Annotated in this window: 22 protein-coding genes; 7 read left to right on the forward strand and 15 right to left on the reverse strand. The window is 70.9% G+C overall.

All coding sequences use genetic code 11. The features are described from left to right. Position 1: 1 nt before the first annotated feature. The 8 genes from ACWGR4_RS04020 to ACWGR4_RS04055 form a co-directional block, all read right to left on the reverse strand. Positions 2 to 1,000 carry a SpoIIE family protein phosphatase gene (locus ACWGR4_RS04020; RefSeq protein ID WP_452128091.1) on the reverse strand — a complete coding sequence of 333 codons (999 nt, stop codon included), beginning with the start codon at positions 998 to 1,000 and terminating at the stop codon, positions 2 to 4. A gap of 68 nt (positions 1,001 to 1,068) precedes the next feature. Then, the gene (locus tag ACWGR4_RS04025; protein WP_452128090.1) at positions 1,069 to 1,503 is read right to left on the reverse strand and encodes an anti-sigma regulatory factor; all 435 of its coding nucleotides are present in this window, start codon (positions 1,501 to 1,503) and stop codon (positions 1,069 to 1,071) included. Then, the gene (locus ACWGR4_RS04030; RefSeq protein WP_078980827.1) at positions 1,500 to 1,898 is read right to left on the reverse strand and encodes an STAS domain-containing protein; all 399 of its coding nucleotides are present in this window, start codon (positions 1,896 to 1,898) and stop codon (positions 1,500 to 1,502) included. Before ACWGR4_RS04030 ends, ACWGR4_RS04025 begins: the two co-directional genes overlap by 4 nt. Beyond that, entirely contained in the window at positions 1,895 to 2,779 is an 885-nt protein-coding gene (locus ACWGR4_RS04035; RefSeq protein WP_452128089.1) for an STAS domain-containing protein, read from the reverse strand. Before ACWGR4_RS04035 ends, ACWGR4_RS04030 begins: the two co-directional genes overlap by 4 nt. Before the next feature lie 143 nt (positions 2,780 to 2,922). Beyond that, positions 2,923 to 3,756, reverse strand: a complete 834-nt coding sequence (locus tag ACWGR4_RS04040; RefSeq protein WP_452128088.1) for a DUF1295 domain-containing protein — start codon at positions 3,754 to 3,756, stop codon at positions 2,923 to 2,925. 103 nt (positions 3,757 to 3,859) lie between these two features. After that, positions 3,860 to 5,134 carry a class I SAM-dependent methyltransferase gene (locus ACWGR4_RS04045; protein ID WP_452128087.1) on the reverse strand — a complete coding sequence of 425 codons (1,275 nt, stop codon included), beginning with the start codon at positions 5,132 to 5,134 and terminating at the stop codon, positions 3,860 to 3,862. Then, entirely contained in the window at positions 5,131 to 5,913 is a 783-nt protein-coding gene (locus ACWGR4_RS04050) for a DUF1365 domain-containing protein (RefSeq protein WP_452128086.1), read from the reverse strand. Before ACWGR4_RS04050 ends, ACWGR4_RS04045 begins: the two co-directional genes overlap by 4 nt. Beyond that, positions 5,910 to 7,181 carry an NAD(P)/FAD-dependent oxidoreductase gene (locus tag ACWGR4_RS04055; protein WP_452128215.1) on the reverse strand — a complete coding sequence of 424 codons (1,272 nt, stop codon included), beginning with the start codon at positions 7,179 to 7,181 and terminating at the stop codon, positions 5,910 to 5,912. The genes ACWGR4_RS04050 and ACWGR4_RS04055 overlap by 4 nt, the downstream gene beginning before the upstream one ends. 253 nt (positions 7,182 to 7,434) lie before the next feature. Between ACWGR4_RS04055 and ACWGR4_RS04060 the strand changes: the two genes are divergently transcribed. Next, positions 7,435 to 8,061: a carbonic anhydrase gene (locus ACWGR4_RS04060; RefSeq protein ID WP_452128085.1), complete on the forward strand. Its 627-nt coding sequence runs from the start codon at positions 7,435 to 7,437 to the stop codon at positions 8,059 to 8,061. Between the two features lie 64 nt (positions 8,062 to 8,125). On the opposite strand, the gene ACWGR4_RS04065 is transcribed toward ACWGR4_RS04060, so the two are convergent. Then, positions 8,126 to 9,112 carry an L-threonylcarbamoyladenylate synthase gene (locus tag ACWGR4_RS04065; RefSeq protein WP_452128084.1) on the reverse strand — a complete coding sequence of 329 codons (987 nt, stop codon included), beginning with the start codon at positions 9,110 to 9,112 and terminating at the stop codon, positions 8,126 to 8,128. 175 nt (positions 9,113 to 9,287) lie between these two features. Next, positions 9,288 to 10,211 (reverse strand): NmrA family NAD(P)-binding protein, encoded by a 924-nt coding sequence (locus tag ACWGR4_RS04070; protein WP_452128214.1) that lies wholly within the window; start codon positions 10,209 to 10,211, stop codon positions 9,288 to 9,290. A gap of 106 nt (positions 10,212 to 10,317) precedes the next feature. On the opposite strand from ACWGR4_RS04070, the gene ACWGR4_RS04075 reads away from it, so the two are divergent. Then, positions 10,318 to 10,881: a TetR/AcrR family transcriptional regulator gene (locus tag ACWGR4_RS04075; RefSeq protein WP_452128083.1), complete on the forward strand. Its 564-nt coding sequence runs from the start codon at positions 10,318 to 10,320 to the stop codon at positions 10,879 to 10,881. A 121-nt stretch (positions 10,882 to 11,002) separates the two neighbouring features. On the opposite strand, the gene ACWGR4_RS04080 is transcribed toward ACWGR4_RS04075, so the two are convergent. Together ACWGR4_RS04080 and ACWGR4_RS04085 are read right to left on the reverse strand one after the other, a co-directional pair. Continuing rightward, entirely contained in the window at positions 11,003 to 11,554 is a 552-nt protein-coding gene (locus ACWGR4_RS04080; protein WP_452128082.1) for a hypothetical protein, read from the reverse strand. 183 nt (positions 11,555 to 11,737) lie between these two features. Next, positions 11,738 to 12,652: an MBL fold metallo-hydrolase gene (locus tag ACWGR4_RS04085; RefSeq protein WP_452128081.1), complete on the reverse strand. Its 915-nt coding sequence runs from the start codon at positions 12,650 to 12,652 to the stop codon at positions 11,738 to 11,740. A gap of 101 nt (positions 12,653 to 12,753) precedes the next feature. On the opposite strand from ACWGR4_RS04085, the gene ACWGR4_RS04090 reads away from it, so the two are divergent. The 3 genes from ACWGR4_RS04090 (at position 12,754) to ACWGR4_RS04100 (ending at position 17,238) form a co-directional block, all read left to right on the forward strand. Continuing rightward, positions 12,754 to 13,683, forward strand: coding sequence for an AraC family transcriptional regulator (locus ACWGR4_RS04090; protein ID WP_452128080.1), 930 nt, complete (start codon positions 12,754 to 12,756; stop codon positions 13,681 to 13,683). Between the two features lie 841 nt (positions 13,684 to 14,524). Further along, a complete protein-coding gene (locus ACWGR4_RS04095; protein WP_452128079.1) occupies positions 14,525 to 16,237 on the forward strand; it encodes an FAD-binding oxidoreductase in 1,713 nt (570 codons plus the stop codon). Between the two features lie 275 nt (positions 16,238 to 16,512). Next, positions 16,513 to 17,238, forward strand: a complete 726-nt coding sequence (locus tag ACWGR4_RS04100) for an alpha/beta fold hydrolase (protein WP_452128078.1) — start codon at positions 16,513 to 16,515, stop codon at positions 17,236 to 17,238. An 82-nt stretch (positions 17,239 to 17,320) separates the two neighbouring features. On the opposite strand, the gene ACWGR4_RS04105 is transcribed toward ACWGR4_RS04100, so the two are convergent. From ACWGR4_RS04105 to ACWGR4_RS04115, 3 genes are all read right to left on the reverse strand, one after another. Continuing rightward, entirely contained in the window at positions 17,321 to 17,794 is a 474-nt protein-coding gene (locus ACWGR4_RS04105; protein WP_452128077.1) for an ATP-binding protein, read from the reverse strand. A gap of 253 nt (positions 17,795 to 18,047) precedes the next feature. Continuing rightward, entirely contained in the window at positions 18,048 to 18,560 is a 513-nt protein-coding gene (locus ACWGR4_RS04110) for a universal stress protein (protein ID WP_452128076.1), read from the reverse strand. Positions 18,561 to 18,636: 76 nt separating this feature from the next. Then, positions 18,637 to 19,149, reverse strand: coding sequence for a CBS domain-containing protein (locus ACWGR4_RS04115; RefSeq protein ID WP_380030360.1), 513 nt, complete (start codon positions 19,147 to 19,149; stop codon positions 18,637 to 18,639). Between the two features lie 249 nt (positions 19,150 to 19,398). Between ACWGR4_RS04115 and ACWGR4_RS04120 the strand changes: the two genes are divergently transcribed. Both ACWGR4_RS04120 and ACWGR4_RS04125 read left to right on the forward strand, forming a co-directional pair. After that, positions 19,399 to 20,283: a universal stress protein gene (locus ACWGR4_RS04120; protein ID WP_452128075.1), complete on the forward strand. Its 885-nt coding sequence runs from the start codon at positions 19,399 to 19,401 to the stop codon at positions 20,281 to 20,283. Between the two features lie 50 nt (positions 20,284 to 20,333). After that, positions 20,334 to 20,894, forward strand: coding sequence for an Rv1733c family protein (locus ACWGR4_RS04125; RefSeq protein ID WP_380030358.1), 561 nt, complete (start codon positions 20,334 to 20,336; stop codon positions 20,892 to 20,894). Positions 20,895 to 21,020: the final 126 nt, after the last annotated feature.

Here is a 21,020-nt window from a genome sequence, read left to right on the forward strand (position 1 = left end):
ATCAACCGGTCTTTCGGGGCGCCCTGACCGCCACGACACACGCGTCGTCGGAGCGAGTGCCCGCGTCGCGCAGCAGCGTCGCCGCGACCACGAGCGGTGTGTGCGACGTCAGACCGGGAGCGTCGGCGGCGCGTCCGCGTTCGGTCAGTCCGTCGGAGTGCAGCACGACCATCGCTCCGGCAGGCAGGTCGTACTCGAACACGCGCCGGGTGCGCGCGTGCTGGCCTGCGATACCGGGCAGGGAGACCATGCCCCGGCGGGGCCCGTCGCTCAGGATCGTGCCGGAGACGTTGCCGATGCCGCAAAAGCGTACGACGCCGCCGGCCGCGTCGAGTTGTGCGATGGAGAGCGCGCCGCCGCGGGTACCGTTCATCGCCCGATGCAGGTGATCGGCATAGGCGTCGGGCCCGCCCGGGGGAGCGGCCTCGAAAGCCTGCACCGCGACGTCGGAGGCGCGCGCGGCCATCGGGCCGTGCCCCAGACCGTCGCACACCATGACGGTGGTCGTCCCCTCGTCGACACGCACGGCGTACGCGTCACCACACACCGTCTCGCCGCTGATCGGCCGCGTCAGTCCGGCCACCTCGTCCCATGCCGCGTCACCCGCCGCCCGGCTCCGAAAGCGCAGGGCCAACGTGACTCCACGACCGGGGAGCGAGAACAGGTCGGCGTCGTCCGCCAGGCGCAGGATGCCGCCCAGGCCGATACCGAGAGTGCCGCGGCTCGAGTTGCCGTCCGTGCTCGCCCACGCGACGTCGGAGATCCCGGGGCCGCTGTCGACGGCCACCACCTCGATCGCGACGCGCGCGCCCGAATACACCGACCGCAGCAGGACGGCGCCGTCGTCCGCATGCCGGTGCAGGTTCGTGGCGGCCTCCAAAACCACGATCCCGATCTCCTCGGAACGCACGGCGTCGAAGCCCAGACGATGCGCGAGCGCGCCCGCGGCGCGCCGCACCGCGGCCGGCATGCTCGGATCGCCGTGGCGAAACCAGGACACGTCCGTCGCTCGTGCGGGCCTTGGCGACATGCTTTTCTCGCGGTCGACGGGTCCGTTCGTATCGGCGGTCATCGCGACCACTTCACTATCTCCACGCGCGTGCCGCCCCCGACCTCGGTGTCGATGTGAAAGTCGTCGACGAGTCGACGTGCCCCGCTCAGTCCCAGACCCATGCCGTCGCCACTGGTCCAGCCGTCCGTCAGGGCCTGGTCGAGGTCCGGGATGCCCGGGCCCTCGTCGACGAACCGCACCCGCACCCCGCGCCGCCGACCCTTTTCCACGACCCACAGGTAGGCCGTGCCCCCGCCGCCGTGGATGAGTGTGTTGCGGGCGAGTTCGCTGGCCGCCGTGACCAGTTTGGTCTGATCGACCAGGGACAGGCCGATGCGCTGCGCCGACTCCCGCACCGCCTGACGGGTGCGCACCACGTCGTCATTGCCGCGGATCGGTTGGATCTGGGCCTCGGTATCCCCGTCCGTGAGGCCGGCGCTCGGCGTGGTCATCCGCCGGACACGTCGATCGAGGCGTCACCGAACAGGTTCGCCCGCCGGCGTGCCAACAATGCCAGTCCCTTCTCCAGGTCGAGCGCCGTGTGCACCCCACCCATCGACAGCCCCAGTTCCACCAGTGTGATCGCCACCGCGGGCCGCATGCCCACCACCACGGTCTCCGCGTCGAGCATGCGCGAGACGGCCGCGATCGTGGCGAACATACGGCCGATGAAGGAGTCGACGATCTCGACGGCGGAGATGTCGATGGCGACGCCGTGCGCACCCGTCCGCACGATGCGTTCGGACAGGTCTTCCTGCAACGCGAGCACGCTCTCGTCCTGGAGGTCGACCTGGATCGACACCAACAGGACGTCACCGATCTTCAGGATCGGCACACGTTCCATCACGACCTCCGGGCAGGCGAGGAGCGAGGCGCCTCCACCCCGCTGCGGCGCAGGGCGTGGGACAGCGCGTCGGCGAGCGAGGCCTTCGTGGCGATGTCCCCGAACTCGATGCCCAGTGCGACGATGGTCTGCGCGATCTGTGGGCTGATCCCGGAGATGGTGCACTCGGCGCCCATCAGGCGCGCGGCCACGACGGTCTTCAACAGATGCTGGGCGACCTGGGTGTCGACGGCCGGGACGCCGGTGATGTCGATGATCGCCTGTTCCGAGCCCGTGTCCACCAGGGCTTGGAGCAGCTTCTCCATCACCACCTGGGTGCGCGCCGAATCGAGGGTGCCCACCAACGGCACCGCCACGACTCCGTCCCACAGCTTCACCACCGGGGTGGACAACTCCAGCAATTGTTCCGTCTGGTCGGAGATGACCTCCTCGCGTGCCCTGGAGTACGTCTCGAAAGTGAACAGGCCGAACGCGTCCAGCAGCCGCGCGAGCCTTTCCGCGGTCTGGTAGTTCGCCAGCGACGGCTGCTCGCTCGCGACGAGGTCGAAGACCACTTCCTTCAGCCCGAACACGCCGATGGCGGTCTCGGACGGCGTGAAGCCCTGCCGGGCCCGATTGCGCGACAATTCCGACAACAGGGCTCGCAGCTCGCCGAACGACTCGCTCCCGGAAGCCTCCAACTCGTCGTCCCGGGTCCCCGCCTGGAGCCCGGCGAGCAGCGCCGAGAACAGCTCCCGCAACTCGCCGGTGACCTCGGCCGCGGACACACGTCCCCGCAGGCTCCCGGCCACCTTCGCCGACCAGCGCTCCGTCAGCGCGGTCTCGTTCGACTTCAACAGGTCCAAAACCCTGAGGCGAACCCCGATGTCGCCCTGTTCAGCCACGACGTGCTCCCCTCAAGCATCCATTGTCATGCGACAACGAAGCTTAGGTCATGGGATGAGCCGCCCCGAAGGCACCCGGGACCAACCGCCGCTCAGGCCCCCCACGGGCCGGTGCGCATGCGGTGGGAGCGGGCCGTCGATGATCACCGCCGCGGCGTCCGGGGTGTCGTGGTGGCCGGAGCCCGGCGGGGCGGCAGCGGCAGGAAGCCGCTTGTGCGGTCGGCGTACTCGATCCAACCGGGTCGCTCGGCGGCCAGTTGCCGCTCGAGCATCGGCTTCCCGCTGCCGAAAGCGAGCAGATAGGTCATCAACAGCGGACTGAGGACGAAAGCCCAACCGAAGGCCGTGTCGGCGACGAGCAGGAACAGACCCCACCACACACAAGCGTCGCCGAAATAATTCGGGTGGCGCGTATAGCGCCACAGGCCGCGGTCCATGATGCGATCCCGGTTGGCCGGGTCGGACTTGAACCGCGCGAGCTGCCGGTCCCCCACCCCCTCGAAGAACAGGCCGACCGCCCACAGGGCCACACCCACCCAGGCGAGCGCGCCGGGCGCGGACGAAACGTACTGCGCCGCCTGGATGGGCAGCGAAACGAACCACACGATGCTCGCCTGGAGCAGGTAGACCATCCGCAGCGCGTACCGGGTACGGGCCGGACCCTCGGGTGCCCGCGAGAGCATGCGGGCGTAGCGGCGGTCCTCCGGTGCGCCCCTGGCCCGCCACCCGATGTGCGCGGACAATCGAGTCCCCCACAGCACGACCAACACGGTGGCCAGTCCTCGACGCGTCGGGTCCCCGTGCCCGGCGGACAGGACGTACCCGGTGGCCGCCACGGCGACGAACGCCAACCCCCAGGCGACATCCACGCCGCGGTGTCGCCCGGTGCGCGCACCGACGACGAACGCGGCGAGGAATACGCCGAGGGTGACCGCGGCGGTGATGACGAGGTTGGCGGAGAAGGCGGCCTCGTTCACGATGGCTCCTCAGATCGACGGGTGGCGAGAACTCGATGCCCGGACGGCGTGGACGATTCGCCCGGTCGAGGCGTCGGTACATCGCCGAGCGCCGTCGCCGGGTTCAAGGCGTCGATTCCTCGCGGGTCAGTACGAGTTGGTGGACGTCCAGGTAGCCGCTTCGGAATCCGGCCTCCGAGTAGGCGAGGTACAGCTCCCAGGTGCGGCGGAAGACCTCGTCGAAGCCGAGGGCGGCGATGTCGCGCGCGTGTGCGGCGAAGCGCTCGCGCCACAACCGCAGGGTCTCGGCGTAGTGCGGGCCGTACGCCTGAACACTCACCACCCGCAGCCGGGTGTGATGGGCGGCGCTCTCGACGATCGCCCGCACGGACGGGATGAGGCCCCCCGGGAAGATGTACTTGAGGATCCACGTCTGGGTATCCGCGGCGGCGAGCATCCGCTGATGCGGCATGGTGATCGCCTGGAGGGCAACCCGGCCGCCGGGTGCCAGTCGACGGTCGAGGGTGGTGAAATAGTCGGGCCAGAACGGCCGGCCGACGGCCTCGATCATCTCGACGCTGACCACGGCGTCGTAGGTGCCTTCGGCCTCGCGGTAGTCGCAGAGCCGGACCTCGGCCCGGTGTTCCTGTCCGGCGTCGGCGATCCGCCGCCGGGCCAGGGCGAGTTGCTCCTCGGAGAGGGTCAGGCTGACCACCCGGGCGCCGCGGGCCGCGGCGCGCATCGCGAGTTCGCCCCAGCCGGTGCCGATCTCCAGCACCCGAGTGTCGCGGCCGACGTGCGCGAGGTCGAGCAACCGGTCGATCTTGCGGTGTTGCGCGGCCGGCAATCCCGCGAAGCCGGCCATCGGCCTGCCGTCGGGCCCGGTCGGGAAGAGCGCCGAGGAGTAGGTCATCGTCGGGTCGAGGAACAGGGCGAACAGCTCGTTGGAGAGGTCGTAGTGGCGGTGGATGTTGCGTCTGGCGTTCGCGGCGGTGGGCAGGTCCTCGCGCGGCGGCCGTCGAACGTGCAGTCGCCTCAGCCGCTGCGCGAATCCCGGTACGAGGTTCTGCGGGTCGGTGGCGAGCGCGGTGAGGAGGGCGACGAGGTCGGGACTGGCCCAGTCGCCGGCCTGGTAGGCCTCGCCGAAGCCGATCAGGCCGCTCTCGCCGACGCGGTGCGCGAACGCGCGCGGACGGTGCAGACGCAGAACCGGTGCGTCGGGCGGGGCCGGGCGCAGGACGCGGCCGTCGGGGCCTTCGACGCGCAGGGCGCGGCGGGCGGCGACGCGGTCCAGGAGGCGTTCGACGACGGCCGCGCGCAGCGGAGCGTGCGGTACGCGGGCGACGTCGGGCCAACGGTCGGGGTGGACGACAGGCGTCGGCGAGGCCTGTGTGGTCACGGTACGGGCACCTCTTCGGGGGGCGTGGGGTTCACGGCCGATGGATCGGAGCCGGGTCGGGAATGGACGGGAAGGCCGCGCAGCCACAGACGCACGCCCCGGTAGCGGATGTGCAGGCTCACGGCCCAGGTGGCGAAAGGGTGGGTGAGCGCGGCACGCAGCAGGGTGATGGGGCTCGCGGGTCGACCGGTGCCGTGGACGGTGGCGGTGAAGGCCCGAACGCCCGCGTGCTCGAAGTGGACGGCCAGGTCCAGGTGCCCGCCCGGCTCGGGCAGGACCAACCGGTAGTGCCCGTCGACCGGGAAGAACGGCGAGACGGGAAACTCCTTGGCGGTTCGGGCCCGACCCGCGGGATCCGGGCGCAGGAGGTAGCGGTGCCGGCCACCGTGGGTGTTGTGCACCTCGGCGACGGTGCACAGCGGACGGCCCTGGTCGTCGCGGCACCAGTACACGGTCAGCGGGTTGAAGACGTATCCGAGGGAACGCGCCTGGGTGAGCATCAACACCCGGCCGGTGCCGAGCCACACGCCTCGGGCGGCCAGGTAGCGCGCCAGATCCTGACGGATCGTCAGTTCCGGGTGGGCGGCGTCCTGGATGTGGTCGCTCGGCCGAAATCGGGCCAGGGGCCGCAGCAGTCGGGGCACGACCGGAGGTCGGTCCGGGTCGATCAGCCACAGGTATCCGCGGTGGTGGAAGGCGTGTCGATGGGGTGTGGTGCGCACGTGGGTGATGCGAGTGTCGTAGAGGACGGCGCCCCAGGGGCCGGGCGGGATGTTCACGGTGCGTTCACCCCCAGCAGGGATCCGGCCGCCTCGACGCCGGAGCGGCAGCCGTCCTCGTGGAATCCCCAGCCGTGGTACGCCCCGGCGAACGCGGTACGCCCGCGGGCCAGTTCGGGCAGGCGGCGCTGGGCGGCGACGGTGCGTGCGGTGTAGACGGGATGCTCGTACACGGTGCGAGAGAGCACCAGGTGTTCGGGGATCGGGTGCCGCGGGTCCTCGTTGAGGGTGACCAGGTAGTCTCCGACGCCTTCCAGACCCAACAGCCGGTTGAGGTGGTAGCTGACCCGCACCCGATCGGAGGGGGCGGAGCAGTGCGGCATGCGGTAGTTCCAGGAGCCGCGGGCCGATCGCGCGCGGGGCAGGACGGTGGAATCGCGGTGCAGCACCGTGGGGTTGCGCGAGTAGGTGAAGGCGCCGAGGATCTCGCGCTCGCCCGCGGTGGGGTCCGCGAGGAGCCGTAGAGCCTGGTCGGCGTGGGTGGCGACGACGACGGCGTCGGCCGGGGTGCCGCGTCCGTCGTCGGTGATCACGGTGACGCCGTCACTGTGGCGGCGTACCGCCCGGACCGGGGCACAGCGGTGCACGGTGGCGAGGCGCTCGGCGATCTTGTCGACGTAGGTTCGGGAGCCTCCGACGACCGTGCGCCAGGTCGGTGAGCCGCTCACGCCGAGCATGCCGTGGTTGGCGAGAAAGACGAAGAGGTAGCGCGCGGGGTAGTCGCCGGCCAGATCGGGGGCGCAGGACCACACGGCCGCGACCACCGGGGTGATGAAGTGGTGCACGAAGTAGGTCGAGAACCGTTCGGACGCGAGGAACTCGCGGAGGGTGGGATCACCTGCCGCAGGGTCGGCGAGCAGGCGGCGGGCCGCCCGGTGGAAGCGTGGTACTTCGGCGAGAAGCCGCAGATATCTGCCACGCAGCACGACATCGGGCCGACCGAGCAGCCCGAGCAGGCCGCGGGCGCCCGCGTATTCGAGGCCGCACCCGTCGCAGCGCACGGACATGCTCATGTCGCTGTCCCGGGTACGCACTCCGAGTTCCGCGAACAGTCGCACCAGGTGCGGGTAGGTCCGCTCGTTGTGCACCAGGAAGCCGGTGTCGAGCGCCGAGACCCGGCCGTCGGGTTCCGCGACCGTCCGGGTGTGCGCGTGGCCGCCCAGGCGCTCGTCGGCCTCGAACAGTTCGACGTCGATGCCTGCCCGGGACAACTCGTACGCGGCGGTGAGGCCGGCCACCCCTGAACCCACCACCGCCACCCGGCCCATGCGCGCGCCGGAGCGTGCGGGTGGATGGCCCACGGAGGTGGAAACGGTGTCGAACATCGATGCGATCGCCCCTCGCGTCGGGACCGCGGCGCGGTCGCCTCGGTCTCCTTTACGGGATCTTCGGAGCGGATCGACGCGCGGATTGGTCCGTCCGATCGTCCGCGTGGCATGCCCCCGTCGATTGGCGAACCCACAGGCCGCCCACCCGCCGGCCGCCACCAACCTCACTGGTCACTGCACATAGGCTGCGGTCATGACCGACCCACAGATCCCGACGCCCCGCGAAGCCTTCGAACTGTTGTTGGCCGGTAATCAACGTTTTGTCTCGGGCTCTCCCGAGCATCCGAACCAGGACGCGACGCGTCGCGCCGAGACCGCTCCCTCCCAGCAGCCCTTCGCCGTGCTGTTCGGGTGCTCCGACTCCCGACTGGCCGCCGAGATCATCTTCGATCGAGGGCTGGGCGACCTGTTCGTGGTGCGCACCGCGGGGCATGTCGTCGGTGCGGAGGTGCTCGGCTCCGTCGAGTTCGGTGTGAGCGTCCTCGACGCGCCACTGGTTGTCGTCCTGGGCCACGACTCGTGTGGCGCCATCGCCGCGGCCAACTCCGCCTTGGAGGACGGGCAGACGCCGGGCGGCTTCCTGCGCGACGTCGTCGAACGGGTGACCCCGAGTGTGCTCGCGGCCCGCGCCGCCGGACGCGACACAGCCGACGAGATCCTGGCCGAGCACATCGAGCACACCGTCGACCTCCTGCTGGAACGCTCCCACGTCCTGGCCGAGCGAGTGGCCGCGGGCCGCGTCGGCGTGGTGGGCCTGTCCTACCGGCTGGCCGACGGCAGCGCCCACCTCGTCGCCTCCCGCGGACTCGACGAGGCGTGAACACTCCGGCCATCGCCGCGTGACGCGGATGCCGCAGCGCACCCAGGCCCATCGCGATCAGCGGTTACGGGGTGGGTCGGGGTCCTGCGGCACGGCGGAGCCGGTTGGCGATCGCCAGTCCCAGTCCCTCCTCCTCCGGCAGGGACGCGATGATGAGGTCGCATCCCTGTCGGTCGAGTCGGCGCAGGAACCCGTACAGCCCGCGCGCGTAGGCGGCCGTCGAAACAGGCACCGCCACCACGGCGTGGGCCTTCACCTGCGTGCCGGTGAGGGATGCCGGCAGGAAGACGCCCACCCGGTGTCCCAGATCCCGAGCGAGTTCCGCTTCGGCGACGATCTTCTCGGGCTCGACGAGGACGACGCGCGCCTGCGGCGCGTAGTGGGACGGATGCCGGCCCGGTACTCGAATGGGGCTGGTCGACGGGACCGAGAGCGGGAACCCCAGCACCGCTTCGAGGTCCTCCCGCGTCACCCCGCCGGGCCGCAGGATGCTCGGGACATCCCCCGTGACGTCGACGATGGTGGATTCGACGCCGACTTCGCAGGGGCCGCCGTCCAGGACGAAGTCGACGGCCTCCCCGAACTCGGCACGCACGTCGTCCGCCGTGGTGGGACTGACCCGGCCGAACCGGTTGGCGGACGGAGCCGTCACACCCCCGCCGAAGGTCGCCAGCAGCGCGAGCGCCACGGGATGGTCGGGCACGCGCACGGCGACCGTCTCCAGGCCACCGGTCGCTTCGAGGGGCACCCGGCCGCCGCGCCGCAGAACCAGCGTGAGCGGCCCCGGCCAGAAGTGTTCGGCCAGCAGGCGCGCCGTCGCGGGCACGTCCTGCACCCAGTCGTCCAGGTGCTCCGCCCCGCCGATGTGGACGATGAGCGGATGGGAGGGCGGACGCCCCTTGACCTGGAAGATGCGCGCGACGGCGGCGGGGTCCTCGGCGTCGGCGCCCAGTCCGTAGACGGTTTCGGTGGGCAGGGCCACCAGGCCGCCGGCGCGCAACACGGCCGCCGCCTTCTCGATGTCATCGGTGCTTGCCGTCACCCTCGTCATCCAATCACGGTTTCGCGATCGCAACGAAGCGGGGCCGCTGCCGGATCAAGTCGTGTGCCCCCGACGGTGGTCGCCCTGGTACCGACTCGGCGGCTCGGCCGGCGAGTGCCACACCGACGCCGTCCCCGGCCCGGCCGCACTCCGGTGATCACACTGCGATGGATCGTGCTCCCGCTCAGGCGGCGGTTCGCAGATGCTCGTGCGCCCACTCTTCGAAGCCGGTCGGCTCGATGCCCAGCGCACGAGCGAACCGCGGCCGGGCCGGCTGGCCGACCACCTGGATGAACTCGTGCGTGGCACCCATGTCTCCCATGCCCGCCGCACGTGCCTGTTCCTCGGTCATGTCCGGGGCGCTCAGCGGGACTCCGACGGCGCGGGAGAGGATCTCGGCGATCTCGGCCATGGTCAGGTAGTCGCCGGCGAGCTCCAGTTCCACTCGATGAAACTCGACGGGGGCGGACATGGCGGCCGCCGCCGCTCGGCCGACGTCCTTGGCTGCCACGAGTGCCAGGTGCGTGCTCGGTTTGACGATGGTGACCAGTCCTCCCTCGAGGCCGCGGGGGAAGTAGAACCGCATGGACGGCTCGAAGTTCTCCATGAAGAACGACGGTTTGAGCAACGTCCAATACGTGAAGTCGAGTTCGCGCAGCCGGTCCTGGATCGCGGCCTTCGTGCCGAGCGGGGCTTCCAGTGCCGCCCATCGTCCTTCGGCCCAGCCAGGGGCCTCGACGTGCTGTCCCACGCCGCTGGTGGAGGACTGGACGAACTGCTCAACACCGGCGGCCCGCGCAGTCGTCATGAGGTTGTCCGCCTGGCGGACCTCGCCGGCGAAGTCGAATCCCTGCTCGGTGTACGCGGGCATCTGCACGGAGAAGACGGCCCGCACGCCGTCCACGGCCGCCTCAAGGGTCGCCGGTTCGGTGAGATCGCCCACGCACAGGTGGGCGCCGAGTTCTTCGACGGCTCGCGCTCGCGGCGTACTCGGGTCGCGCACCAGGGCGCGCACCGGTGTTCCCTGCGCGAGCAGGACGCGGGCGACGGCACCGCCTTGACGGCCGGTGGCGCCGGTGACGAGAACCGGTATCGCGGCATTGGTCATGTGCACGTCTTCTCCTCGGCGGCCACGCGGCATAAACGGCGGGGTCCGCCGTTTCGTGCTCGCTACGATATGGTGGGGGCCGCCGTTTATCAATGATGGGGAGATCATGACCGGCCAGCGTTCGGACGCCCGCCGCAACCACACGCACATCCTGGCCGTGGCCGAGGCCGAGGTGGCGGCCCAGGGGGCCCAGGCATCCCTGGAACGGATCGCCCGTATCGCGGGAGTCGGATCGGCCACCGTGCGGCGCCACTTCCCCACCCGCAAGGCCCTGCTCGAAGCCGTCTTCAAACAGCGCGTCCACGACCTGTGTGATCGCGCTCATACGCTCAGCGGCGAGCACGACAGCCGCTCCGCGCTGGTGGAATGGCTGCGCGAGCTGCTCGCCTACTCGCTGGCCGCACGCGGTCTGGCAGACGTCCTCTCCTACGAGCCTCTCGGGAAGGAGGCCACCCCGGACTCCTGTGCGCCGGCCATCGGTGCGGCCGGTGCCGTGTTGCTGCGCAAGGCCATCGACGACCGGACCGTCCGGGCGGACGTCACCATCGACGATCTGCTCGTACTGATCGTCGGAATCGCCCTGGCCACCGAGAATCACGCCGACCCGGCGATGCAGGCGGACCGCGCCTTCCGGCTGGCCGTCGCAGGCTTCGGCACCGACGGCACCTGAGGTCGCGGCGGACAGGATGGCGAGCTGCCGGCGTGCGCCTCCGCCCAGGCATCGGTGCGGTCGCCCGGGCTGGATCGACGGTGGCCTCATCCGCTCCCGGATCAGCCCACAAGCGCGATCATCAACAGCGAGTGGCGTGTTTCCCGGTCCAGCCGGTGGCGGTCGCGACCTCGCGCGCGATGTCCACGACAGGCCGTCCGTCCGTCACCACCCGCACGGTCCCCGCACAGGCTCGCTGATCCAGAAGCCGTGCCATACGGACACCGCCTTCCAACTCCTGCTCCAGCTCCGAGCCGAGTTCCCGGCCGACCAGCCGCTCGCCGGCGGTGACGTCGGAAGCGGTGAGCAAGACTCGCGTGATACGCACCCCCGCCCCCATGGCACGCTCGAACATGCCGGTCGCCTCGGGCAGCACACTCGCGGTGTTCGTGTAGATCAGACGGCCGTAGCCGAGCCGGGTGAAGTTCTCCCACACGGCCGTCAGATTCCTTTCCGTGATTTCCGAACGGTTCGGGTCCCCCTCTGGTGCCGGATGCACCTGTCCCATGAAGTCACCATCGATGACCGCATGGGAGACCGCCACGGCGCGCAATATCGCCGAAACCTCCCACCCCACCGTTGTCTTGCCGACACCGGCCCGCCCACCTATGAGCAGTACTTCCGCGTGATCCATGGAAGCAGCCTGCCAGTTGGCGACCCTCTCAGGCGATCCGATATCCATCCATCCACATGATCACAGCGCCGACCGGCAAGATCGCGCGATCTACGGCTGGAGCACCAGACTTCGGCAGGACGTCGACTCGTGCGCGCCGAACGAATCCCGGAGAGTGCCGGGACCGAGGGGGCGACCGCGGACTCACAGCGTGCGGTAGGCGGCCCACGGTCCGAGGGTGAGGCCGCTCCCCGCGCGTCGGACCTCCACGGCTCCGGCTCCGCCGAAGTGCGCGGGGATGACCAACTCCCGCTCGTCAGCCGCCCGTTCGAGTACGCGCCGTCGACTGGCCGCAGCCCGTACCGGGTCCAGGCACAGGCAACTGCTGCACGCGGGGGCGAGGATCTGTACCGGGCTGTGGACCAAGTCGCCGACCAGGACCGCCCGTTCGCCCCCGGAGTCGACCCGCAGCACGGACGAGCCGGGTGTGTGGCCCGGGGCCGATTCCAGCGTGAGAACCGCGTCGATGCGGTGCGCGCCGTCCCACGACACGACCTGCCCGGCCCGGTGGAGCGGGGCAATGCTGTCCTCGTAGATCAGCCGGTCGTCCACGCGCAGTTCGCCTCCGTACGCGTTGGCCGGGCCGAAGTGGAAGTCGTCGGCGGCGGGCAGCAGGTATTGGGCGTTGGGGAACGTCGGTACCCACTCGCCCGCGGGGCCCGTGGTGTTCCAGCCGACGTGGTCGGCGTGGAGGTGGGTGTTGACCACGATGTCCACGTCCTCGGGGCGGATTCCGGTGCGCCGGGTCAGCCGGTCGGGGAAGTCGCTGCGCCAATGGTGGAACACCGATCCCGGACGCTCGCGTTCGTCGCCCACCCCCGGGTCCACCACGATGGTTCGGCCGCCGCTGCGCAGGATCCACGTCTGCAACGCGACCACCGCCTGGTCGTCGTCCGGGTTCCAGTGGTCCGGGGCGAGTCGGTCGCGATTCTCCTTCCACAATCCCTCCGGCGAGTCGGGGACCAGCGTGCGGGCCGGTACGTACGGCCCCTGCCACTCCACGAGGCGGATGATCTCGACGTCTCCCAGCACGATGCTCGGTGCGTTCTCGATGTCCATGCCGTCGACCCTAGAAAGCATGGATGGAGCTCTCAATGTCTCGAAAGCTCATTCGGATACGCGTACGTCTCACTCCTTCGACTCATGGATACCCTGACCTCATGGATGTCGTGAGCGATGCGATAGGCGCGGTACGGATCGGGCGCCCCTCCTGCACCCGCGTCGGCATCAGCGGAAGCTGGTGCACCCGGCTCGCCCCGTATGACGGTGCGGGTTTCCACGTCGTGCTCAAGGGCGGATGCCGCCTGTCGCCCGACGGCCCCGGCCCCTCGCTCCTGCTCGGCACCGGCGACGCGGTACTCCTGCCGCACGGCGCGGGGCACACGATCGCCGACCGCCACACCGAACCGGACGCCGCCGCGCGGGAACGGGCCGTCCCGTTCGAGCAGTGGCAGGCGACACGTCCCCCCGACCATCCGGCATCGGACACCGACGAAGTGCGCATGTTGTGCGGCAAGTACCGGCTCGACCGCGCCCGGATGCATCCGCTCATGGCCGAACTGCCCCAGGTCGTACACCTCCCGCACCAGGTGGGCGGCCATCCCGCGCTCCGGTCCGCCATCGACCTGCTGGGCCGGGAACTGGGCGAACGGCAGCCCGGGGCCTGCGTCGCGGTCCCCAGCCTGCTCGACCTACTCCTCGTCTACATGATCCGCGCGTGGCTGAGTGAGGACACGACGGGAACCTGGCCGACCGTACTGGGCGATCCGGTGACCGCCGCCGCACTCAGGGCTCTGCACTCCGATCCCGCGGCGCCCTGGACGAACGACCGCCTCGCCGCCGAGGTCGGTGTGTCGCGCCCCACTCTGGCAAGGCGATTCGCCGTCCTGGTCGGCCGCCCCCCGATGAACTACCTCACCTGGTGGCGCCTCACCCTCGCCGCAACCCTCCTGCGCGACACCCCCGACTCCCTGGCCACCATCGCCCGCCAGGTCGGCTACGGCACCCCCTACGCGCTCTCCCACGCCTTCAATCGCGAGTTTCACACCACCCCGGGACGCTACCGCGCGGCGCCGTCCCGACCGGAGTGACCACGAACCGACCACCGGCGCCGCCGGGAGAGCCGCCCCGTAGGCAGCGGAACCACGGGGCGCACATCGCCGCCGGATCCGAACAAGACCCGACGACCGTGCCCGTCACCGACGGCCGGAACGAGCGTGCCCCGAACGAGGAGTCCGACGCCGCCGAGCCTCGTTCGACGGTCCGGAACCCGGCCGAGGTTCGGGCGACCTGCCTACGTCGCGCGGGGCGTGTTCGACCTCGACAACCGACACCCGGTGTCGGAAAGACCGTTCCGACTCGCTCGTCGACCATCCGATGGCGAGTCCCCAAGGAGCCTGCCACGGCGCGCGCCGGCGGGTGTCGGACGAGCTTCGACCGGGCCCACCCGCCGCGAACCGGGCCGAGCGTGCGACGAGCGGCGGCTCGCCGGACAGCCTGGCGCGAGACCCACGGTGTGTGACGGCCGTCGGCGGATGGACCACGGGGGACTTCCGGCGGTTCCACGCGGGATACGAAGGCTGCTGCGGTCGGCTCGGCCATCCGGCGAGTCCCCGGCCCTCGGACCGAGCCGCCGCCACGTTCCGGCCATGCCCCGCGCACCCCGTTACCGGCCATCGTTCCGGCCGCGGCCACCCTCACCCCTGTGGCAGGCACGGACGGGGCGCCCGTCCGCATCGAAGCCTACAAAGGCGAGAACGAGAGCAAGGCACACATCGAGGGCGGGGTGGCCGTTCGCACCATCGGGGTTTTTGTCGAGTCGTGGGATTCGGTGGATGTCCCGGTCCTTCGGGGTGCGGGAGGATCGCCGTATGGGGCGCCGGCGCGCGGGAGTTCGGTCGGCGTCGCAGGTCCGGACAGAGGGAGATCGTGATGAATCCACCCGATCCGAAGCCCTACTCGATCGATCGTCGAGGGTTGCTCGCCGGCGCCGCCGGTGTGTTGGCCGCGGGCGGACCGGCCGGCGCGCTCGGCCCCGAAGCCACCGCCGCGCCCGCCGATCCGACGCCCGAGGCGCCGGCGGCCCCGGCCCCGCCCGAGACCCCCGCGCCGCCACAGGAAGCCGCACCGCCGGAGGCCACCGCGTTCGGGCCCGTGACGGTGCGGCCGAACGACGCTCGCTACGGCGCGTTGGTACGCGGCAACAACTTCCGGTTCGTGGGTCGTCCGGGCGAGATCCGGGTGCTCGGCTCGACCGAGCAGGTGGTGCGCGCCGTCTCCGACGCGGTACGCACCGGTCGGCGCATCGCGGTTCGCAGCGGCGGCCACTGCTTCGAGGACTTCACCGCGGACCCGGCCGTACGGATGTTGCTCGACCTGTCACCGATGGACGCGGTCGGATACGACGCCGGACGCGGCGCGTTCGCGGTGCAGCCCGGGGCCACGCTCGGACACGTGTACCGGACCCTGGCCAAGGGCTGGGGTGTGACCATCCCGGCAGGCGGATGCCCCGAGGTGGGCGCCGGTGGCCATTTCGTCGGCGGCGGATACGGGCCGCTGTCGCGCCGCTACGGCTCGGTGGTGGACCATCTGTACGGCGTGGAAGTGGTAGTGGTCGGCCGGGACGGCACCGCGCGGGCGGTGGTCGCGACCCGCGAGGAGGGTGACCCCCATCGCGACCTGTGGTGGGCACACACCGGTGCGGGCGGCGGCAACTTCGGTGTGGTCACCCGGTATTGGCTGCGCTCGCCGGACGCCGTGGGCCGCGATCCGTCCCACGTGCTGCCGCCCGCGCCGCGCGACATGGTGGAATACCTGGTCGTGTGGGCATGGGACGACCGGATGACCGCGCACGTGTTCACGTCCCTTCTGCGCAACTTCGGCCGCTGGCACGAGCGTTGGAGCGCACCGGACTCGCCGTACGCCGGCCTGTACGCGATCATGCTGCCCAGACACCGCAAGGCCGCGTCCTTCGAGATGATCGTGCAGATCGACGCGGACATCCCGAACGCGGCCGCGATGGTGGCCGACTTCGTGACGGCGATCCGTGGCGACACCGACGTGGAACCGATCGTGAACCGGGGACTGACCATGCCCTGGATGCACCTCACCACCTGGCCCGGCCTGGGCGAACCCGGCGACGTGTTCACCCGTCGGTACAAGCTCAAAGCCGGCTATCTGCGCCGCTCCCTCACCGATACCCAACTCGACACCATCCACCGCTACCTGACCGACGACACCGGCACCGAGCACGGCGGCATGCTGCTCATCGGCTACGGCGGCCGAGTCGGCGCGGTCGCACCGGACGCCACCGCCATCGCCCAACGCGGCGCGATCATGAAGGCGGTCTACCAGACGCTCTGGCCGAGCGAGGACGACGACGCCGACAATCTGGCCTGGGTCCGCGCCTTCTACCGCGACGTCTACGCCGACACCGGCGGCGTCCCGGTGCCGGGCGAGGTCAGCGACGGCACCTACATCAACTACCCCGACAACGACCTGGCGGATCCGGCCCGGAACACCTCCGGCGTCCCCTGGTACACCCTCTATTACGGGGCCAACTACCCACGCCTGCAACGCGTCAAGGCCAAGTGGGATCCCCGGGACGTCTTTCGTCACACCCTGTCGATCCGCCCGCCGAGCTGACCGGTCGGATTCCGGGACGGGCTTGAGGGCGTTCCCGGCGCGAGTGGCGGGCACGCCCATGCCGTGGGCGAGGGAGACGAAGTCCGGGTCCTGGCGGGGCAGGTCGAAGATGGCGGGCTGTGCAGCCGCACCTCCTCGACCTCGCGTCGCTCCTCCTCCCGGCGTGAGCTTCGCTGTCGGTGACCCCCGGCATGCTGTTCCCCATGACACCACGGATATCGGGCGAGGTCCCCGCCGAACCGTCGAGATCCTGTCTGGACGTGGACGGGAGGAGCTTGTCGTTCCTCGACTTCGGCGGGTCGGGGCGTGTCCTCCTCGCCCTGCACGGCCACTTCGACGAAGGCCGCACGTTTACCCGCCTGGCCGAGGAGTTGACGCCCGACTGGCGGGTGATCGCACTGGATCAGCGAGGGCACGGTTTCTCGGACCGTACGGCGGACTACTCCCGCGCAGGGTACGTCGACGATGCGGTGAGGTTGCTGGACCACCTCGGCGTCGACCGGACCGTCGTGCTCGGCCATTCACTGGGCGGGGTCAATGCCTATCAGCTCGCCGCTCGCGAGCCGCACCGCGTTGAGGCCTTGATCATCGAGGACATCGGGGTCGAACTGGATCACGACCTCTCGTTCGCTCTTGCCTGGCCGCGTCGGGCGCCGACTCGATCCGGTCTGATCGAAGGGCTCGGTGACTCGGCTCGCTACCTCATGGGTGCCGTGCGTGAGTTCCCTGACGGGTGGGGCCTGGCGTTCGACCGGGAGGACATGGTCCGCTCCGGGCGCCAACAGGTCGGCGACTATTGGAGCCAATGGCTGGCCACCGATTGTGCGGCCCTGCTCATCCACGGCACCAAAAGCGACATCCTCGGATCCGTAGAGGCCAAGGCGATGGCGCAACGCCGCCCCGGAACACGCTTGGCTGAGCTCCCGACCGGCCACACCGTTCATGCGACCGACCCGGTCGCGTTCATCGACGTCGTCCGCGACTTCTTGGAGTCGCTGTGATCCGGGTACGCCTACGGGCACCCGAAGGATCGAGGCGCAACGCGGACGGTTCCGGGGCGGGTGTGGTCCCGTCGGTGGTTCGTCACGGTTGGCGGCCGGCGGGGTCTCCCGCGGGGTCGTCGGCCAAGGCGATGGTGGCGGTGATGCGTTTGCCGACGGGTTCGCGGCGGGCGGTGAAGCCCCGGGCGACGGCCAGGACGATCTCGAGTCCGTGTTGGCCGACCCTGCCCGGGTCGGCGGCGCGGGCGATCGGCAGCGTGGGATCGCCGTCCCACACGGTGACGTCGATCGTGCCGTCCGATGCCTCCAGGGTCAGCGTGCACGGACCGGGGGCGTGTCTGCGGGCGTTGGTCACCAGTTCGCTGACGACGAGTTGCACCACGCCCATGACGCGGTTCGAGACGGGAAGGCCGTGCACGGCCTGCAAGTCGGTCAGGAAATCGCGGGTCAGAGCGCGGGCGGTGGCAATCTCCTCGCCGCCCTCGAACATCGCGGTGACCATGACGGCCACCCCGACCGGCACCCGCCGGTCCCCGTCGTCGACGACCCGAACCATGACGGCCCACCCCGCATCCCCCGTCGCGTGCATCCGAAGAAATCATGCGTGCCCTCGAATCTTCGCTCCATGCCTGCCCGGCCCACGACGGAGTGAAGATGTGATCGGAGCCTGGGGAGCGGGTTCCTTGCGCCCGACCGGGTTGGAGTGTCCTGGTCATCGGACCTCGGGGATGGCGTGAACGGGCGACTGCCCGAGCCTGGACGTCAGGCTCGGGCAGTCGGGCGGCCGGGTGCCGGGTGATTGTGTGGGATCAGGCGTCCGGGGCGGGGACGAACACCACCGGGGTGGCGCTGTGGCGCAGGCAGTACAGCCCGGTGGGCCCGGGGATCGTGGGGCATTCGATGCCGCTGGTGCCCAGTACGAGCAACCGGGCGTCGCGTGCGCGGGCGACCAGGACCTCCCCGGCGCTGCCGTGCAGCGGGGTGGCCACGATGCGCTCCGGTGGGATCGGCACTCGCACCAGGTTGGCCAGCGCGTGCTCCAGGCGCTCGCGGGCCACGGACAGCGGCGCGTCCGGCCGTTCCAGGGTCGGCAGTTCCGGGTCTGCGTCGGTCCATGCCGCGACCACGTCCAGGACGACGCCGAGCTCGGCCGCCTCCCGCGCGGCCCACCGCAGGGCGATCGCGGACCCGTACGAGCCGTCCAAACCGACCACGATCCGACTCTTCGGGTGGTTTTGCGTGCCCTTCTCGGCGGGCGCTTCGCCCTCTCGGGAGGCCATGCCCGTCGTGTCCCGGTCGAAGCGGGTGTCGAGCGATTCCATGTCGAATTCTCCTTCGGGTGATCCTGGTGGTCTCGGTTGCGGGACAACGGCGAACGTCGTGCTCCGGGCGGGCCGATCAGGAGCGGCGCGACGGGGGAAGCACCGGTTCCAACCGGAACAGCACGGGGCCGTGATCCCGGGGGCCGTGCGGTGACGTACGTCCGGCGAGGGCCGCGACGAGGTCGCGGGCGGTCACCAGACCCACCAGGGTGTCGTTGTCGTCGGTGACGGCGACCGCGTCCACCGTGTGCTCGGTCATCACCTCGGCCGCCTCGGCGAGCCCGGCGGAGATCGACACCTGCGGTTGCACGCTGCCGGGCAGGAGTTCGCTCACGTACCGTTCGGAGAGCGAGATCGCCGGAAGCGCACACGCCACCGCGAGTTCGCCGCGCTCCAACAACCCCACGAAGCGGCCGTCCTCGTCCACGACGGGCAGGTGGTGGAATCCGGTGCGCTGGATCAACTCCCAGGCCATCAAAAGGGACTCGTCGCCGACAACGGTGAGCAAGGCCGTGCTCATCACGTCGGCCACGCTCCGCTCCCGCACGGCCTCCTCCGTGGGGAGGGCGGGTCCGCTGCTCGTCCTCATCGCGTTCGCCTCCTGTGGCTCCGGGGCCGCGATCGCGCGGTTCGCCCTGTCTCCACCATCGAGCCCTCGCGACCTCCGGCACAGGGCCGGTGGGGATGGTCGACCGGGCCGAAGGTCCCGGTCCCGCGGTACCGGGCAGCCCTGTGTCCGCCGGTCGCGTGGGCGCACGCTGAGGGTGAGGGGCCGACCGGATGTCGCAAAACCCGACTCCGCCGACCGAGACGTCGTTCGGCGACGATTGGACAAGTCATGAGCACCGGAACCCATCTCCCCGACCTCGGGGTCCTGGTCGGCTACGACGGCTCGCCGGGGGGTGAGCGTGCGCTTGTGTGGGGTTCCCGCGCCGCCGCCGCCGCGAAGACGCCGCTCCACCTGACGATGGCCGTCCCGCCGGCCGCCCTCGGTGGCCATGCCCGCGCGGACGAGGTCCGCAGGGGCGCCCGGGCCCTCCTGGAAGAGGCGGCGGCCCGGACCCGCGCGGCATACCCCCACCTGACCGTCGAAACCTCCCTGCTCGAGGGACCGGCGGCGGACGCGATCCTGGAGGCGAGCCGACGGGCGGAGACGATCGTGGTGGGCACGCGGGGCCACGGTGGCTTCGCGGGCCTGCTGCTCGGATCGGTGTCCCTGCGGGTGTGCGCGCACACGTCCTGCCCCGTGGTGGTCGTGCCCGCGGAGGCCGACGAGGTGGACACCCCGAGCGTCGTCGTGGGCGTCGCCGATCACAGCGACACGCCGGCGGTCGAGTTCGCCGTGGAGCGGGCGCGCCTCATCGGCGGCAGGGTGATCCCCGTCCACGTGTGGACCCTGACGATGGCGGGCTACTTCCCGGGCGTGGTGGCGCCGCTGTTGGGCGACCCGCTGGACATGGCGACCACCCACGACCATCTCCTGACCGAGATTCTGGAGCCGATCAGGGCCAAGGCGCCGGACGTCACGATCGAGGCCATGGTCACCACCGGGGCGCCCGCCTACGCGTTGATCGGCGTCGCCGCGCACGCGGATCTGCTGGTGGTCGCCGCCCACCGCGCCCACGGCCCCTTCCCGATGCGCCTGGGCCCCACCACCCACGCGGTACTCCACCACGCGTCCTGCCCGGTGGCCGTCGTGCCGATACCCGCGACCGCGCCATGAACGCCGCGAGGCGGCAGGCGCCCGGAACGCGCGCACGAATGCGACGCCGCATGCGCGCCCTCCTCGGCCGCGAGCCGCTGTACCGGCGCTGCGACGTCACACACCTGCGGTCCACACTCGCGCTGACGATCCTGGCCCTGATCCTGGTGCCGCTGGTCGTCCTGGCGGCCGTCCACGTCCGGATCCACTCCGGCGAGACGGCTCGGAGCCGCGAACTCGCGCACAAGCACCGGGTTTCCGCCGTGCTGATGATCAAGCCGCCCATCGTGGCCCGACCCGGCGCCGAAACGGTGGCGGCGGATGTGAGCTGGGTCGCGGCCGATGGCACCACCCACACCGGCGTGGCGCAGGTGCCGCTCGGGGGAGCGGCGGGCGACACGACCGGCATCTGGCTCGACGCCGAGGGCCGACCCACCACACCCCCACCGACCCACGACGCGATCGTCGTCGACGCGATCACCGCCGGGATGCTCGCGTTCGCCGCGTCAATCATGGTCACGGCCGGGGCGTTCGGCGCGGAGCAACTCTTGACCTCCCGTCGGCGCGCCCGCGACTGGGAGCGGGAGTGGGCGGTCGTGGAGCCGACGTGGACCGGCCGCATCGAGCACTGAGCGCACAAGGGCGCGCGACCCGGTGGAGGGCGCGCGTACCCTGAAGATGTTCGGCAGGCGCCCAGGCACTGCGGGACCGACTCGATGCGGAACCGGGCTGGACGGCCGTCGTGCCTCGCCCGGGAG

The organism is Embleya sp. NPDC055664, from assembly GCF_053618075.1.

What these genes read in the sequence shown, in the direction of transcription:
- ACWGR4_RS04025 (WP_452128090.1), bottom strand. Translation starts at nt 1,503, where the DNA reads ATGACCACGCCGAGCGCCGGCCTCACGGACGGGGATACCGAGGCCCAG.
- ACWGR4_RS04055 (WP_452128215.1), bottom strand. Translation starts at nt 7,181, where the DNA reads ATGGGCCGGGTGGCGGTGGTGGGTTCAGGGGTGGCCGGCCTCACCGCC.
- ACWGR4_RS04060 (WP_452128085.1), top strand. Translation starts at nt 7,435, where the DNA reads ATGACCGACCCACAGATCCCGACGCCCCGCGAAGCCTTCGAACTGTTG.
- ACWGR4_RS04065 (WP_452128084.1), bottom strand. Translation starts at nt 9,112, where the DNA reads ATGACGAGGGTGACGGCAAGCACCGATGACATCGAGAAGGCGGCGGCC.
- ACWGR4_RS04070 (WP_452128214.1), bottom strand. Translation starts at nt 10,211, where the DNA reads ATGACCAATGCCGCGATACCGGTTCTCGTCACCGGCGCCACCGGCCGT.
- ACWGR4_RS04075 (WP_452128083.1), top strand. Translation starts at nt 10,318, where the DNA reads ATGACCGGCCAGCGTTCGGACGCCCGCCGCAACCACACGCACATCCTG.
- ACWGR4_RS04080 (WP_452128082.1), bottom strand. Translation starts at nt 11,554, where the DNA reads ATGGATCACGCGGAAGTACTGCTCATAGGTGGGCGGGCCGGTGTCGGC.
- ACWGR4_RS04085 (WP_452128081.1), bottom strand. Translation starts at nt 12,652, where the DNA reads ATGGACATCGAGAACGCACCGAGCATCGTGCTGGGAGACGTCGAGATC.
- ACWGR4_RS04090 (WP_452128080.1), top strand. Translation starts at nt 12,754, where the DNA reads ATGGATGTCGTGAGCGATGCGATAGGCGCGGTACGGATCGGGCGCCCC.
- ACWGR4_RS04095 (WP_452128079.1), top strand. Translation starts at nt 14,525, where the DNA reads ATGAATCCACCCGATCCGAAGCCCTACTCGATCGATCGTCGAGGGTTG.
- ACWGR4_RS04105 (WP_452128077.1), bottom strand. Translation starts at nt 17,794, where the DNA reads ATGGTTCGGGTCGTCGACGACGGGGACCGGCGGGTGCCGGTCGGGGTG.
- ACWGR4_RS04110 (WP_452128076.1), bottom strand. Translation starts at nt 18,560, where the DNA reads ATGGAATCGCTCGACACCCGCTTCGACCGGGACACGACGGGCATGGCC.
- ACWGR4_RS04115 (WP_380030360.1), bottom strand. Translation starts at nt 19,149, where the DNA reads ATGAGGACGAGCAGCGGACCCGCCCTCCCCACGGAGGAGGCCGTGCGG.
- ACWGR4_RS04120 (WP_452128075.1), top strand. Translation starts at nt 19,399, where the DNA reads ATGAGCACCGGAACCCATCTCCCCGACCTCGGGGTCCTGGTCGGCTAC.
- ACWGR4_RS04125 (WP_380030358.1), top strand. Translation starts at nt 20,334, where the DNA reads ATGCGCGCCCTCCTCGGCCGCGAGCCGCTGTACCGGCGCTGCGACGTC.